The sequence below is a fragment of the Bradyrhizobium barranii subsp. apii genome (genome assembly GCF_011516635.5).
Taxonomy (GTDB): domain Bacteria; phylum Pseudomonadota; class Alphaproteobacteria; order Rhizobiales; family Xanthobacteraceae; genus Bradyrhizobium; species Bradyrhizobium barranii.
Genome location: NZ_CP096255.1, coordinates 7,860,990 through 7,873,368 on the forward strand (window position 1 = coordinate 7,860,990; position 12,379 = coordinate 7,873,368).

General features: G+C 65.3%; 13 protein-coding genes. 4 read left to right on the forward strand and 9 right to left on the reverse strand.

What is annotated here, in order from left to right; all coding sequences use genetic code 11:
• Positions 1-62 precede the first annotated feature (62 nt).
• Positions 63-617, reverse strand: a complete 555-nt coding sequence (locus tag HAP41_RS37700; RefSeq protein WP_166083054.1) for a carboxymuconolactone decarboxylase family protein — start codon at positions 615-617, stop codon at positions 63-65.
• A 49-nt stretch (positions 618-666) separates the two neighbouring features.
• Here HAP41_RS37700 and HAP41_RS37705 point away from each other — a divergent pair, with 49 nt between their 5' ends.
• Entirely contained in the window at positions 667-993 is a 327-nt protein-coding gene (locus HAP41_RS37705; RefSeq protein WP_085398396.1) for a winged helix-turn-helix transcriptional regulator, read from the forward strand.
• Between the two features lie 187 nt (positions 994-1,180).
• On the opposite strand, the gene HAP41_RS37710 is transcribed toward HAP41_RS37705, so the two are convergent.
• The 5 genes from HAP41_RS37710 to hemH all read right to left on the reverse strand — a co-directional run bounded on the left by HAP41_RS37710 (position 1,181) and on the right by hemH (position 5,597).
• Positions 1,181-1,624: an NfeD family protein gene (locus tag HAP41_RS37710; protein ID WP_028148102.1), complete on the reverse strand. Its 444-nt coding sequence runs from the start codon at positions 1,622-1,624 to the stop codon at positions 1,181-1,183.
• Between the two features lie 112 nt (positions 1,625-1,736).
• Positions 1,737-2,741 carry an SPFH domain-containing protein gene (locus HAP41_RS37715; RefSeq protein WP_166082990.1) on the reverse strand — a complete coding sequence of 335 codons (1,005 nt, stop codon included), beginning with the start codon at positions 2,739-2,741 and terminating at the stop codon, positions 1,737-1,739.
• Between the two features lie 195 nt (positions 2,742-2,936).
• Positions 2,937-3,521, reverse strand: a complete 585-nt coding sequence (locus HAP41_RS37720) for a hypothetical protein (RefSeq protein WP_224580634.1) — start codon at positions 3,519-3,521, stop codon at positions 2,937-2,939.
• A 49-nt stretch (positions 3,522-3,570) separates the two neighbouring features.
• The gene (locus tag HAP41_RS37725; RefSeq protein ID WP_166082967.1) at positions 3,571-4,548 is read right to left on the reverse strand and encodes an ABC transporter substrate-binding protein; all 978 of its coding nucleotides are present in this window, start codon (positions 4,546-4,548) and stop codon (positions 3,571-3,573) included.
• An 11-nt stretch (positions 4,549-4,559) separates the two neighbouring features.
• Positions 4,560-5,597, reverse strand: a complete 1,038-nt coding sequence (gene hemH / locus HAP41_RS37730; protein WP_166082951.1) for a ferrochelatase — start codon at positions 5,595-5,597, stop codon at positions 4,560-4,562.
• An 82-nt stretch (positions 5,598-5,679) separates the two neighbouring features.
• Between hemH and HAP41_RS37735 the strand changes: the two genes are divergently transcribed.
• Positions 5,680-6,078: an MAPEG family protein gene (locus HAP41_RS37735; protein ID WP_063985710.1), complete on the forward strand. Its 399-nt coding sequence runs from the start codon at positions 5,680-5,682 to the stop codon at positions 6,076-6,078.
• Positions 6,079-6,253: 175 nt separating this feature from the next.
• Here HAP41_RS37735 and HAP41_RS37740 read toward each other — a convergent pair whose 3' ends face one another.
• Genes HAP41_RS37740 through HAP41_RS37750 form a run of 3 tightly spaced genes read right to left on the reverse strand, consistent with a single transcriptional unit; the run spans position 6,254 to position 10,100 of the window.
• Positions 6,254-7,384: a nickel/cobalt transporter gene (locus HAP41_RS37740; protein WP_175618013.1), complete on the reverse strand. Its 1,131-nt coding sequence runs from the start codon at positions 7,382-7,384 to the stop codon at positions 6,254-6,256.
• Entirely contained in the window at positions 7,381-8,019 is a 639-nt protein-coding gene (locus tag HAP41_RS37745) for a DUF1007 family protein (protein ID WP_166082909.1), read from the reverse strand. Before HAP41_RS37745 ends, HAP41_RS37740 begins: the two co-directional genes overlap by 4 nt.
• The gene (locus HAP41_RS37750; RefSeq protein WP_166082900.1) at positions 8,019-10,100 is read right to left on the reverse strand and encodes a M3 family metallopeptidase; all 2,082 of its coding nucleotides are present in this window, start codon (positions 10,098-10,100) and stop codon (positions 8,019-8,021) included. The genes HAP41_RS37745 and HAP41_RS37750 overlap by 1 nt, the downstream gene beginning before the upstream one ends.
• Positions 10,101-10,237: 137 nt before the next feature.
• On the opposite strand from HAP41_RS37750, the gene HAP41_RS37755 reads away from it, so the two are divergent.
• Positions 10,238-10,492, forward strand: a complete 255-nt coding sequence (locus tag HAP41_RS37755) for a hypothetical protein (RefSeq protein ID WP_041954176.1) — start codon at positions 10,238-10,240, stop codon at positions 10,490-10,492.
• 673 nt (positions 10,493-11,165) lie between these two features.
• Positions 11,166-12,308 carry a type III PLP-dependent enzyme gene (locus tag HAP41_RS37760; RefSeq protein ID WP_166082870.1) on the forward strand — a complete coding sequence of 381 codons (1,143 nt, stop codon included), beginning with the start codon at positions 11,166-11,168 and terminating at the stop codon, positions 12,306-12,308.
• Positions 12,309-12,379 lie beyond the last annotated feature (71 nt).

Consider the following 12,379-nt stretch of genomic DNA (forward strand, 5'->3'; position numbering starts at 1 on the left):
GCTTCGCGCCTCCTCAGGATGAGGAACTAAGAGCGGCACTGCTACGCTCGCAATGACGGCGGTTAGACCACCGGAAACCGCGCAACCTTCTCCTCCAGCGGCAGCTTCAGCCCGTTCGCCAGATACGACACCGTGCGGTAGAAGCCGCACAGCAGCATGATCTCCAGGATCTGGGTCTCGTCGTAATGCGCCGACAGCGCGGCGAATTCGGCGTCGTCCAACGTCGCGCGGTGATGCAGCGCATCGACCGCCGCGATTAGCGCCTGCTCCGCCGGCGACCAGCACGGTGACGTCGCATCGCCCCGCGCGGTCGCGTGCACCTCCTCCTCGCTGAGCCGCGCCGGCCCGGCGAAGATCGCGACATGCACGCCCCATTCATATTCGCATCCGGTCAGCGCGCAGGTGCGGTCGATCACGATCTCGCGCTGGCGCAATGACAGCGGACCGGGATCGAGCAGGCCGCCGGCGCGGAACTTGTCCCAGGCGCGGGCGTGGCCCGCCATCAGCCGGAACAGCAGCAGCGGCGGCGCGCCGCGCATGATGCGGTCGAACTGCGCCTGGATCTCCGGGGGATAAGGCGGGACGAGCGGCGCGATCCGCGGCGTGGCCTGGGACATCAGCTGTCTCCGTTGCTACAATTATCGTAGCAACACGCAAGAGGCCGGGATGGCGAAACAGGCAGCATCAGGGAGCCGCAACGTCCGCGGCTCGCGCACCGGCCGGCCGATCATGGCGCTGCTCGACCTCCTCGGCCGACGCTGGAGCCTGCGGATCTTGTGGGAATTGCGCGACCAAGCCCTCACCTCCCGCGCGTTGCGCACCGCCTGCGACGAGGCCTCGCCGACGGTGCTGCAGGCGCGGCTGACGGAGCTGCGCGACGCAGGGTTCGTGGAGCTGGGCGACGGTGGCGGTTACGGGTTGACGGCACTGGGGCGGGAGCTGTGCGAGACGTTCATGCCGCTGCACCGGTTTGCGGAGAGGTGGAAGAGGTAGAATCTGGACGCAGCCGCGCGCTCCAATCTTCCTTCTCCCCCTGTGGGAGAAGGTGGCGCGAAGCGCCGGATGAGGGGTTGCTTCCGCGAATTCAGAAGCAAGAGATTCACTCGCGGAGAGATACCCCTCACCCGTCTCGCCGCTCTGCGGCGAGCCACCCTCCCCCACAAGGGGGGAGGGAAACAAACTACGCCGCGGCCACCGTCAGATTCGCACCGTCCACCTGCACCACCTTCACCCGCGTCCCGGCCGGCGTATCCGGCCCGGCCACGCGCCACACCGTGTCGCCGAGGCGCACGGTGCCGTTGCCGTCGATGATCGGCTTCTCCAGCGTGAACTCGCGGCCGAGCAATGCCTCGCTGCGCTTGTTCAGGAAGGGGCTGGTGCTTGCGTCCAGCTTCGGCCGCGCGAGCCGGCGCCACACCGGCACGGCGGCGGCAGCGAAGATTGCGAACATCACGAGCTGGATCTGCCACGATACGGCGACAGCAAAGGAGATCAGGCCGACCAGCAACGCGGCGAGCCCGAGCCAGAACAGGAATACGCCCGGCGCCAGCACCTCCAGCGCCATCAGGATGAAGCCGAAGATCAGCCAATTCCAGGTGCCGAGCGATACGAACATGTCGGTCATGACGCGACCTCTTTATGCTGGCGTCTGCCCTGATCGGAAAACCGGTCCCCACTTTTCCGGGGCATGCGCTTTAAATTGCCGCATGCACTTTTCGAAAGTGCATGCGCTTTGATTACCCCTGCCGCGGCGGCAAAGCCGGCGGCGTGGGGCCGGTCGTCGGCACCGAGCCGCCGCGGCGGGCGGCAGCGGCCGCGGACGCCGCGCTTTCGCCGAACGTTGCCTTGGCGATTTCGCCGATGCCGGCGAGCGAGCCCAGCATACTCATCGCTTCGACCGGAAGCATGATGACCTTCTGGTTCGGCGAGTCCGCCAGCTGCCCGAACGCCTTGATATACTTGTCGGCGATGAAATAGTTCAGCGCGGCGACATCACCCTTGGAAATCGCATCGCTGACCATCTGGGTTGCCTTGGCCTCGGCCTCCGCAGAACGTTCGCGGGCCTCGGCGTCGCGGAACGCAGCTTCCTTGCGGCCCTCGGCCTGGAGGATCTGCCCCTGCTTGGCGCCCTCGGCGCGCAGGATCTCGGACTGGCGCTGGCCTTCGGCGGCCAGAATGTCGGCGCGCTTGACGCGCTCGGCCTTCATCTGCCGGCCCATGGCTTCGACGAGGTCGGCGGGCGGCACGATGTCCTTGATCTCGATGCGGTTGACCTTGAGGCCCCAGGGCGAGACCGCGGCGTCGACGACGCGGAGCAGGCGCTCGTTGATCTCGTCGCGATGCGACAGCACCTGGTCGAGATCCATCGCTCCCATCACCGAACGGATGTTGGTCATGGTCAGGACCGTGATGGCCTGGGTCAGGTTGGAGACCTCGTAGCTCGCCTTGGCGGCATCGAACACCTGGTAGAAGGCGACGCCGTCCACCGTCACGGTGGCGTTGTCCTTGGTGATGACCTCCTGCTCGGGAATGTCGATCACCTGCTCCATCATGTTGATCTTGCGTCCGACGCGATCGAAATAGGGCACGATCAGGTTGAGCCCGGGACTCAGCGTCTGGGTGTATTTGCCGAACCGCTCGATGGTCCAGTCATAGCCCTGCGGCACCGTCTTCACGCCGGCGACCAGCGTGACGATGACGAGCAACACCAGAACAATCGCGAAAACATCGAAACCGCTCATACTTCCTCCAAGGCGGGAAAGCCCCTTCCCGCGCTGTCATTGGTCGGGAACGTGACCTTACCGGTTCAGCGGTCACCATTTACGTCGGCGCGGGGCGACATTTCCACAAGAAGTACGGAGGCGGAACGATCGCCGATAAGTATTGTGAGAAAGCCCTTGAAAGGGCACGGAGGCAACCTAGCAACGGCCGGTGTCCTAGTTGGACCATGTAAAATTCACCGGCTTCAGCGCGGCGAGCTCGGGCCGCTCCTTGCGCAGCTTCGCCAGTTGGACGGCCGTCGGCCTTGTCTCGAAGCTGCGTTGCTGCCCCGGAAAGACGGTCGCAACGTAATACAGTCCGGGGGCGGGAAGATCGATCTTGGGCGTATGCACCGGCACGAATCCCATCGACGCGCCATTCGGGAGATAGGTGCCCGGGCGACCCGTCGTCGTATAGTTTTGCAGCTCAAGCCCCGTCGTTCCGACAGCGACCGGAATCGCAACAAAGCCGTCCGGAGCAAGGCTGATCCCTCGCGCATTGATCGCGGGAAAACCGTTGTGAACGAACTGAAGATAGTTGATCGTCTCGCTGCCGCCGTTTGCGACCAGGACAATGGCCGTATCGCTCTTGACGGCACCGCCGGCCCGCACCGCTTCCGGATACATGGTCGACGCTACGTCCCCAGTCGTGTTGCAGCCAGCGAGTCCGCAGGCCACGACAGCCAAAAGCAACAATCCCCGCATGTAATCGCGCCCGCCCCGTTCGAGCCGCATCGCTCGCGGCAACATCCCCACCGTCATTCTGCCCCAGGAATTCCGGAATCACCAGTCGAAGGTAGCACCGGCGCCCCTATTCAACCACGGTGTTGGCGAGCGCAAGCAGCGAGGGCGACATGGTCAGCCCCAGCGCCCTCGCCGTCTTCAGGTTGATCGCGAGCTCGAATTTGGTGGGGTTCTGGACCGGCAGGTCGGCTGCCTGCGCGCCCTTCAGGATGCGATCGATGTAGTTGGCGGCGCGGCGAAGCTGCTCGGCGCTGTCGGTGCTGTAGGACATCAGCCCGCCCTCGTCGACGAAGGTGCGGCTCCAGAACACCGCCGGCACGCGGGCTTCACCGATTGCAGCCAGGAGCTGGGCGCGATTGGCCATGGTGAAGAAGTCAGGCAGCACCAGCAGGCCGCCGTCCTTCCGCGAAGCCAGCGCGGCGATCGAGCCGGAGTCATGGACCGGCGCCGCCTCGACCGTCACGTGAAGTGTCCGCGCGGCTTCCTCGATCGTGCGCAGCATCAGGGGCGCGAACGGCGCGGTGGCTGGATTGTAGACGACGAAGACGCGGGACACTTTTGGCGTGACCTGCGTCAGCATCTCCAGCCATTTGCCGGCGAGCGGGCCGTCGTAATCGGTGAAGCCGGTGATGTTGCCGCCGGGATGAGCGAGGTTTTTGACAAAGCCCTGGCTGACGGGATCGGTGACGACGGCGAACACGATCGGAATCGCCGTGGTGCGCTGGCGTAGCTCCTCGACCGAGGGCGTGCCGACCGCGAGCAGGATGTCCGGCTTGAGCGCCACGAGTTCGTCGGCGAGGCGCGCGATGCGTGCCCGATCGCCGGCGCCGCTGCGCCAATCGATCCTGAGGTTGTCGTGCTCCTTCCAGCCATGGGCGGCGAGCGTCTCGACCAGGATCGTGCTGCGGGCCTGCCCGATCGCGTCATCGGCGGCCGTGACCGAGAGCACGCCGAGCCGCCGCGTCGCGTTCGGCTGCTGCGCCAGCACCGAGGCCGGCAGCGCGGCAATCGTCCCAAGAAGCGCCAAAGTCTGGCGGCGGTTCATGGGACACGCCATCAGATCCAGCCCTGAAGCTCGCGCAGCACCAGGGTGCGGATCACGTCCATGCCGGGATCGCTGTCGTTGAGGCAGGGGATCGCGGAAAACTGCTCGCCGCCACTATGCTTGAAGATCTCGGCATTCTCCTGCGCGATCTCCTCCAGCGTCTCCAGGCAGTCGGCGGCGAAGCCCGGCGTCACCACCGCGATGCGGCGCACGCCTTCCTTGGCCAGGCGCTCCATGGTCTTGTCGGTGTAGGGCTGGAGCCACTCGTCATTGCCGAAGCGCGACTGGAAGGTCAGCAGCAGTTTCGTCTCGTCCATGCCGAGCCGGCGGCGCAGCGCATCCGTCGTGGCGACGCAGTGGGACTGATAGGGATCGCCCTTGTCGACATAGGATTTCGGCATGCCGTGGAAGGATGCCACGATCAGCCCCGGCGTGAACGGCAGCGTCGCCAGATGCGTCTCGATCGAGATCGCGAGCGCCTCGATATAGGCCTCGTCCTCGTAATAAGGCGGCGTCACCCGCAGCGTCGGCTGGTTCCGCAAGCGGGCGAGCACGCGGAACACTTCGTCGCAGACCGTCGCCGAGGTCGAGGCGGAATATTGCGGATAGAGCGGCACGGCGAGGATGCGGTCGCACCCCTTCGCGATCAGCGCATCGATGCCCGACTTGATCGAGGGATTGCCGTAGCGCATCGCCCAGTCCACGACGACGTGGTCGCTGTCAGACAGTGCGGCCGCAAGCTTGTCGGCTTGCGAGCGCGTGATGGTCTTCAGCGGCGACTCGTTCCGCTCATTGTTCCAGATCTTCTGATAGTCCAGCGCCTTGGTGCGGGGACGGCTGCGCAGGATGATGCCGTTGAGCACGAACTGCCAGACCAGCCCCTGGTCCTCGATGACGCGGGCGTCCGAGAGGAATTCCTTGAGATAGACCCGCACGCCGGGCGCATCGGCCGTATCGGGCGTGCCGAGATTGACCAGGAGCACGCCGACGCGCCGCAGGCCGGACCGGACGGCGGGCTTTTGCGCTGCGATGGGGGCAATTGTCGTCATGATCAGTTGCGTCGCGCGTTGCTCCGAACTTGTCAAGATGAGGTCGATTTCGCTAGGGTCGCGCCCAAGCGGGGAGGGGCTGATGACACTCGCGGAATTCTGCGTATTGGGAGCGCTGCTGCTTTATCTGGCGACGATCGTCTCGATCAAATGGACGCGGTTTCGCATCTTCGACAATTCCCGGCCGCGCGACCCCGCCTTCTTCGAGGATGCGCTGGCGCAGCGCGCGCTTGGTGCCCACCAGAACGGCATCGAGACCTTTCCGTTCTTCGCCTTCGCGGTGCTGCTTGCCGAATTCCGGGATTCGCCGCAGCGGCTGATCGACGAGCTCGCCGTGCTCTTCCTGATCGTGCGGATCGCCTACGTGCTGACCTATCTCGGCAACCGCCCGACGCTGCGCTCCATCCTCTGGAGCATCGGTTTTGCGATCAATCTCGGGATCTTCTTCATGCCGGCGCTGAAGCGGTTTTTGCCGGTGTGATCTTTCTTCCTTCTCCCCTTGTGGGAGAAGGTGGCGCGCATAGCGCGACGGATGAGGGGTATCTCTCCGCACGATTCAATCGTGAGAGGTTTGCTCGCGGAGAGATACCCCTCACCCGTCTCGCCGCTACGCGGCGAGCCACCCTCCCCCACAAGGGGGGAGGGAAAGAGCAACCTTAAAAACACGTCGTCCGTTCGGCGGCGATGTAGCCGAACAGCAGGCCCGCGCCGAACAGCAGTACGAGGCCGGCGGCGCCGAATTCGATGCCGCGCATGAACAGCGCGCCGCCGCCGTCGCGCCCGGCGCTGAGGCGGGCGGCGATGTCCTTGGCGGAGACGGCGACGACGGCGATGGCCGCGACCGTAATGGCGGTGCCGAGCCCCATCAGCAAGGTCGCGGCGATGCCGGCCCAGAACAGGCCCTGCGCGAGCGCGAACACCAGTACCAGGATCGCACCCGAGCAGGGCCGAATGCCGACGGTCAGGATCGCAGCGAACCCGCGCCGCCAGCCGCCGGGGCCGGCGAGCTCGCTCGGCGTCGGACCGTGGGAATGGCCGCAATGCTCGTCATGGACGTGGTCATGCGCATGGTGGTGATGGGCGTGGGCGTGACCATGGTCGTGATGATGGTGATCATGACCGTGATCGTGGTCATGATGGTCATGGGCATCATGGTGATGGCCGTGATCATGATGGTCGTGCGGCACGCCGGCGATCGCCGGCACCGGCTGGACCGCCTGCAGCGCGCGGATGAAGGTGCGGCCCTTGACCCAGACCAGCCGCAGGCCGAACAGCGCGATCAGGCCATAGCTCGCGATCTCGATTGCGCCCTCCGCCTTGCACATGGTCTTGGCGGTCGCGTTCAGCACCCAGGCCGAGATGCCGACGATCAGGATCGCCACCAGCGACTGCATCAGCGCCGAGGCAAACGACAGCGCGATGCCGCGCCGCGCGGTCTCGCGGTTGGCGACGAGATAGGAGGCGATCACCGCCTTGCCGTGGCCGGGGCCGGCAGCGTGGAAGATGCCATAGGCAAAGGAGATGAAGAGCAGCGTCCACACCGCCGAGCCGTCGGACTTGGCGGCGCGGATGGTCGCCGACATCTGGCGATAGAACTCCGACTGCTTTGCCAACAGCCAGCCAATGACGCCGCTGGCCTCGGGCTCCGCGGCCTGCGCCGGGCGTGGTGCACCGAACGGATTTTGCGCGAGGAGATCGTGAAGCGCGGCGTCCGCCACACCCAGCACGACGACAGCCGCAGCGCAGGCAAGCAGCCCGCGTGCGAACGGGGAGAGTTGCGGCTTCAAGGGCAATCCACCGTGATCTTGTTGGCGAACATCATGCCGAAATTCGAGTTCTCACCGTTCAGGAAGGTCTGCTCGTTGAGCTTCTGCGCGGCGGCGGAGCCGTCGCTGGGCCGATCGAGCTTCATCTGGCAGCCGGCGGGCGCGCCGACCAGCTTGACCGGATTGTCCTTGGCCATCTGGAAGTCGATGAAATAGGAGCGGTCGAACACTTCGAGCACCAGCTGCTTGGGCTTGACCGGGTTCTTCAGCGGCAGCGTGAAGTGCAGGGTCAGCACGGTATCCTTGTAGTCGAGGAAGTAGTCGACCGGCTCGTTAAAACGCTCCTTCTTGCCGTCGCCTCGCGCGAAGGTGAAGTAGGCGTATTCCTTCAGCGACTCGACATTGGTCTGCGCCAGCGGCCCGAGCTCCTCGCGCGTATAGGCGCCCTTGGTCTTGCTCTCGAGCCCCTGCAGGGCATAGGCCGAGAACATGTCATCAAAGGTCCAGGCGTGGCGGACGCCGGTGATCGAGCCGTCGGCGGCGTAGAGCAGCTCGCTGGTCGCGGTGATCCAGACATGCGGATGCGCCCGCGCCGCGCCGGCTGCGAACGTCATCGCAGCGGCGAGCAACAGGCCGAACAGGGCACGCATGCCCATCAGGCTGCCTTTGCGCCATCGAGCAGGCCGCGCCGGCGGAGCAGCGCGTCGGGCTCCGGCGGGCGGCCGCGGAAGGCTTCATAGGCGGCCTCGGGATCGACCGATCCACCCGAGGAGTAGATGTCGTCGTGCAGGCGCTTTGCCACTGCAGGATCGAAGATGTCGCCGGCCTCCTCGAAGGCGCCGAAGGCGTCGGCGTCCATCACCTCCGACCACATGTAGCTGTAGTAACCGGAGGCATAATGGTCGCCGGAGAAGATGTGGCCGAACTGGGGGGGGCGGTGGCGCAGCGAGATCTCCTCGGGCATGCCGATCTTCTCCAGCTCCTTCTTCTCGAAGGCGCGGACATCCTGCGCGGCGGAAGCCGGCTGGGTGTGGAATTCGAGATCGACCAGCGCCGAGGAGACGAACTCGACCGTGGCAAAGCCCTGGTTGAACTTTCGTGCGGCGAGGAAGCGCTGGAGCAGATCGTCCGGCAGCGGCTCGCCGGTCTGGTAGTGGCGGGCGAACTGCTGCAGCACCTCGGGCCGCTCCTGCCAGTGCTCGTAGAGCTGGGACGGCAGCTCGACGAAGTCGGTGAACACCGCGGTGCCCGAGAGTGACGGATAGGTCACATTGGAGAGCATGCCGTGCAGGCCGTGGCCGAACTCATGGAACAGGGTCCGGGCATCGTCGGGCGACAGCAGCGAGGGCTCGCCGTTCGCGCCCTTGGCGAAGTTGCAGACATTGATGACGAGCGGCGCGATCTCGCCGTCGAGCTTCTGCTGGTCGCGCAGCGAGGTCATCCAGGCGCCGGAGCGCTTCGACGGCCGGGCATAGTAGTCGCCGTAGAACAGCGCCTTGTGCTTGCCGTCCGGCCCCTTTACCTCCCAGACCCTTACATCCGGGTGCCAGGCCGGCACGTCCTTGCGCTCCTCGAAGGTGATGCCGAACAGGCGGGTGGCGCAGTCGAAGGCGGCGGCGATCATGTGATCGAGCGTAAGATACGGCTTGATCGCGGCGTCGTCGAAATTGGCGCGCTGGAGGCGGAGTTTTTCGGCATAGAAGCGCCAGTCCCAGGGCGCGAGCTTGAAATTGCCGCCCTCTTCCGTGATCAGCGCCTGCATCTCGTCGCGGTCGGAGAGCGCACGCGCACGCGCCGGCTTCCAGACCCGCTCCAGCAGGCCGCGCACCGCATCCGGCGTCTTGGCCATGGAATCCTCGAGCCGGTAGGCGGCGAAGGTCGGATAGCCCAGAAGCTTGGCGCTCTCCTCGCGCAGTTGCAGGATCTCGACGATGGTGCCGTTGTTGTCGTTGGCATTGCCGTTGTCGCCGCGCGCCGTGAAGGCCTTGTAGACCTTCTCGCGCAGGTCGCGGCGGGCCGAGCTCTTCAGGAACGGCTCGGTCGAGGAGCGCGACAGCGTGACGATGGCCTTGCCGTCCATGCCGCGCTCTTCCGCCGCAGCCTTGGCGGCTGCGACGAAGCTCTCCGGCAGGCCCTCGCGGTCGGCCTCCCCCAACTCCATGAACCACTCCTGCTCGTCGCCAAGCAGGTGGTGGCTGAAGCCGGTGCCGAGTTGGGCGAGCTTCTCGTTGATCTCCGCCATCCGCGCCTTCGCCTCTTCGGAGAGGCCGGCACCGGAACGGTGGAACCGGGTGTAGGTGCGCTCCAGCAGCCGGAGCTGCTCGGGCGAAAGACCAAGAGCGGCGCGGTTCTCGTGCAGATGGGCGATGCGACCAAACAGCACGGCGTTCATCATGATCGGATTCCAGTGCCGCGCCATCCGCAAGGAGACCTCCTTGTCGATCTCCAGGATGGCCGGGTTGGAATGCGCCGAGACGAGGTCGTAGAAGACCGCCGCGACCTTGGTGAGGAGCTTGCCGGAGCGCTCCAGCGCCGTGATGGTGTTGGCGAAGTCGGCGGCCGCCGGATCGTTGGTGATCGCCGCGATCTCCGCGGAGTGATCGGCGAAGGCCTGCTCGAAGGCCGGCAGAAAGTGCTCGGGCTTGACCTCGTCGAAGGGCGGGGTCGCAAACGGCGTCACCCAGGCCTTCAGCAGCGGGTTGGTCTCGGGGTCCGTGGTTTGGCGGGGGTCTGACATCGCAAGTCCCGGTTTTTGTGGCTCGATTGTTGGGGTCAGCTATAGCACGCGATGGGGCTTTTTTGGGCCATTTGCCCTTGCTCCCGGCCGCCTTTTCGGGGAGATTGCGGCCCTCGAAGCCACGGACCCCAGAGCTCATGAACGCGCCTGCCTCCTCTTCCCGTCAGATCGTCTGGCCAAGCGTCATCACTGTCGTCAGCGCGGCCATACTGATCGGCGCCGAAGTATTCGGCGCCGCGTTCGCCGGCGGCTGGGCGCTCGCGATCCTGTTCGGGCTCGGCGATCAGGGCACGCACATCCTCCAGGCTGTGCTGTTCGCGCTCGGCGTGCTCGTGATGACCGCGTTCATCCGCGCGGCTCAGCGCGTCGAGCCGTTCACGAAGCGCCGCTGACGCTTCCTCGCGCGCGCAAGACGCGCGCACGGCTGAGAAAACTTAACGCGCGTTCATCTTCCGCGTCGCTCGCGCAACACTGCGCAAGCAGATGTTAGGCAATTCTGTCCTCAGCCTAAAAAAATTCTTGCGAAGCTGAGTCAAAACGCTTATGTGCGCTCTTGCCCAATTTCGCACGTGCCTGTGGTCGTGTGTCAGTCGGTAGGTATCCGGACAAGAGGCCGGACAGCCGCCAAGGGGTGAAGAAGCCGAGGGGCTCTTCGGAAGTGCGGAAGTCGCGAGACCGAAAGGTCGGACGAGGAAGCAACCCGGAGCGTCCAGCATCTCTCTCAAAGAGATGCCTAGTCGAAGGTGACTTCACTTTTTGCAACCGTGACTGGCAGCCGGAGGCGAACCGGCGCACCCCGCTCTCAACGGGGGACGCGACTTAAAGCAACGACGGATCGGGCTTTTTTGGTCTCTACCGGCAGTCCAACGCCGGCGCGGGCTACTGAAAAGGCTTGTCCTTCATTGCCAGGTGTGCGGGCGGGAAATTCCCAACCAATCCACGGCAGCACAGTCTGATGTGAGTCTTTGGCTCGTCACGCCTCCATCGCGTGATCTGGCCGGAGCGCTCTTATCCGACGACATTTTTTGAACGGATCCCCGTCGCTGGGCCGTTTGGGAGAGTGCTATGACCGAACGTATTCAGGAATTCCTGCGCAACCGCCGCAGCGAGGGCCGGGACACCGAGCCTTGCCTCGTGGTCGACCTCGAGGTCGTGCGCGACAACTACCAGACCTTTGCCAAGGCGCTGCCCGACAGCCGCGTGTTCTATGCCGTCAAGGCGAACCCGGCGCCGGAAGTGCTCTCGCTGCTGGCGTCCATGGGCTCCTGCTTCGACACCGCGACGGTCGCCGAGATCGAAATGGCGCTGGCCGCGGGTGCGACGCCCGACCGCATCTCCTTCGGCAACACGATCAAGAAGGAGCGCGACATCGCGCGCGCCTTCGCGCTCGGCATCCGGCTGTTCGCGGTCGACTGCGTTCCTGAGGTCGAGAAGGTCGCCCGTGCCGCTCCCGGCGCGAAGGTGTTCTGCCGCATCCTCTATGACTGCGCCGGCGCCGAATGGCCGCTGTCGCGCAAGTTCGGCTGCGACCCGGAAATGGCTGTCGACGTGCTCGACGTTGCCAAGCGCCTGGGCCTGGAGCCGTGCGGCATCTCCTTCCATGTCGGCTCGCAGCAGCGCAAGGTGAAGGCGTGGGACCGTGCGCTGGCGATGGCCTCGCAGGTGTTCCGCGACTGCGCCGAGCGCGGCATCAACCTCTCCATGGTCAACATGGGCGGCGGCTTCCCGACCAAGTACCTGAAGGACGTGCCGCCGGTGGTCACCTACGGCCGCTCGATCTTCCGCGCGCTGCGCAAGCACTTCGGCAACCAGATTCCGGAGACCATCATCGAGCCGGGTCGTGGCATGGTGGGCAATGCCGGCATCATCGAATCCGAAGTCGTGCTCATCTCGAAGAAGAGCGACGATGACGAGGTACGCTGGGTCTATCTCGACATCGGCAAGTTCGGCGGTCTCGCCGAGACCATGGACGAGTCGATCCGTTACGCCATCCGCACCCCGCATGACGGTGCGGACATGACGCCGTGCGTGCTCGCAGGCCCGACCTGCGACAGCGCCGACGTGCTGTACGAGAAGAGCCCGTATCCGCTCCCCGTCACGCTCGAGATCGGCGACAAGCTGCTGATCGAAGGCACCGGGGCCTATACGTCGACCTACTCGGCGGTGGCGTTCAACGGCATCCCACCGCTGAAGACGTACCACATCTGATTTGCCGCATCTGATCCGCCTCTCGTTTTGAGGCCTGACGAACCCGGGAGCCGGTCCGCCGGCTCCCTTCC

Excerpts from the sequence above, each read along its gene's own strand:
- HAP41_RS37700 (WP_166083054.1), bottom strand. The coding sequence starts at position 617 with ATGTCCCAGGCCACGCCGCGGATCGCGCCGCTCGTCCCGCCTTATCCC.
- HAP41_RS37705 (WP_085398396.1), top strand. The coding sequence starts at position 667 with ATGGCGAAACAGGCAGCATCAGGGAGCCGCAACGTCCGCGGCTCGCGC.
- HAP41_RS37710 (WP_028148102.1), bottom strand. The coding sequence starts at position 1,624 with ATGACCGACATGTTCGTATCGCTCGGCACCTGGAATTGGCTGATCTTC.
- HAP41_RS37715 (WP_166082990.1), bottom strand. The coding sequence starts at position 2,741 with ATGAGCGGTTTCGATGTTTTCGCGATTGTTCTGGTGTTGCTCGTCATC.
- HAP41_RS37720 (WP_224580634.1), bottom strand. The coding sequence starts at position 3,521 with ATGACGGTGGGGATGTTGCCGCGAGCGATGCGGCTCGAACGGGGCGGG.
- HAP41_RS37725 (WP_166082967.1), bottom strand. The coding sequence starts at position 4,548 with ATGAACCGCCGCCAGACTTTGGCGCTTCTTGGGACGATTGCCGCGCTG.
- hemH (WP_166082951.1), bottom strand. The coding sequence starts at position 5,597 with ATGACGACAATTGCCCCCATCGCAGCGCAAAAGCCCGCCGTCCGGTCC.
- HAP41_RS37735 (WP_063985710.1), top strand. The coding sequence starts at position 5,680 with ATGACACTCGCGGAATTCTGCGTATTGGGAGCGCTGCTGCTTTATCTG.
- HAP41_RS37745 (WP_166082909.1), bottom strand. The coding sequence starts at position 8,019 with ATGGGCATGCGTGCCCTGTTCGGCCTGTTGCTCGCCGCTGCGATGACG.
- HAP41_RS37750 (WP_166082900.1), bottom strand. The coding sequence starts at position 10,100 with ATGTCAGACCCCCGCCAAACCACGGACCCCGAGACCAACCCGCTGCTG.
- HAP41_RS37755 (WP_041954176.1), top strand. The coding sequence starts at position 10,238 with ATGAACGCGCCTGCCTCCTCTTCCCGTCAGATCGTCTGGCCAAGCGTC.
- HAP41_RS37760 (WP_166082870.1), top strand. The coding sequence starts at position 11,166 with ATGACCGAACGTATTCAGGAATTCCTGCGCAACCGCCGCAGCGAGGGC.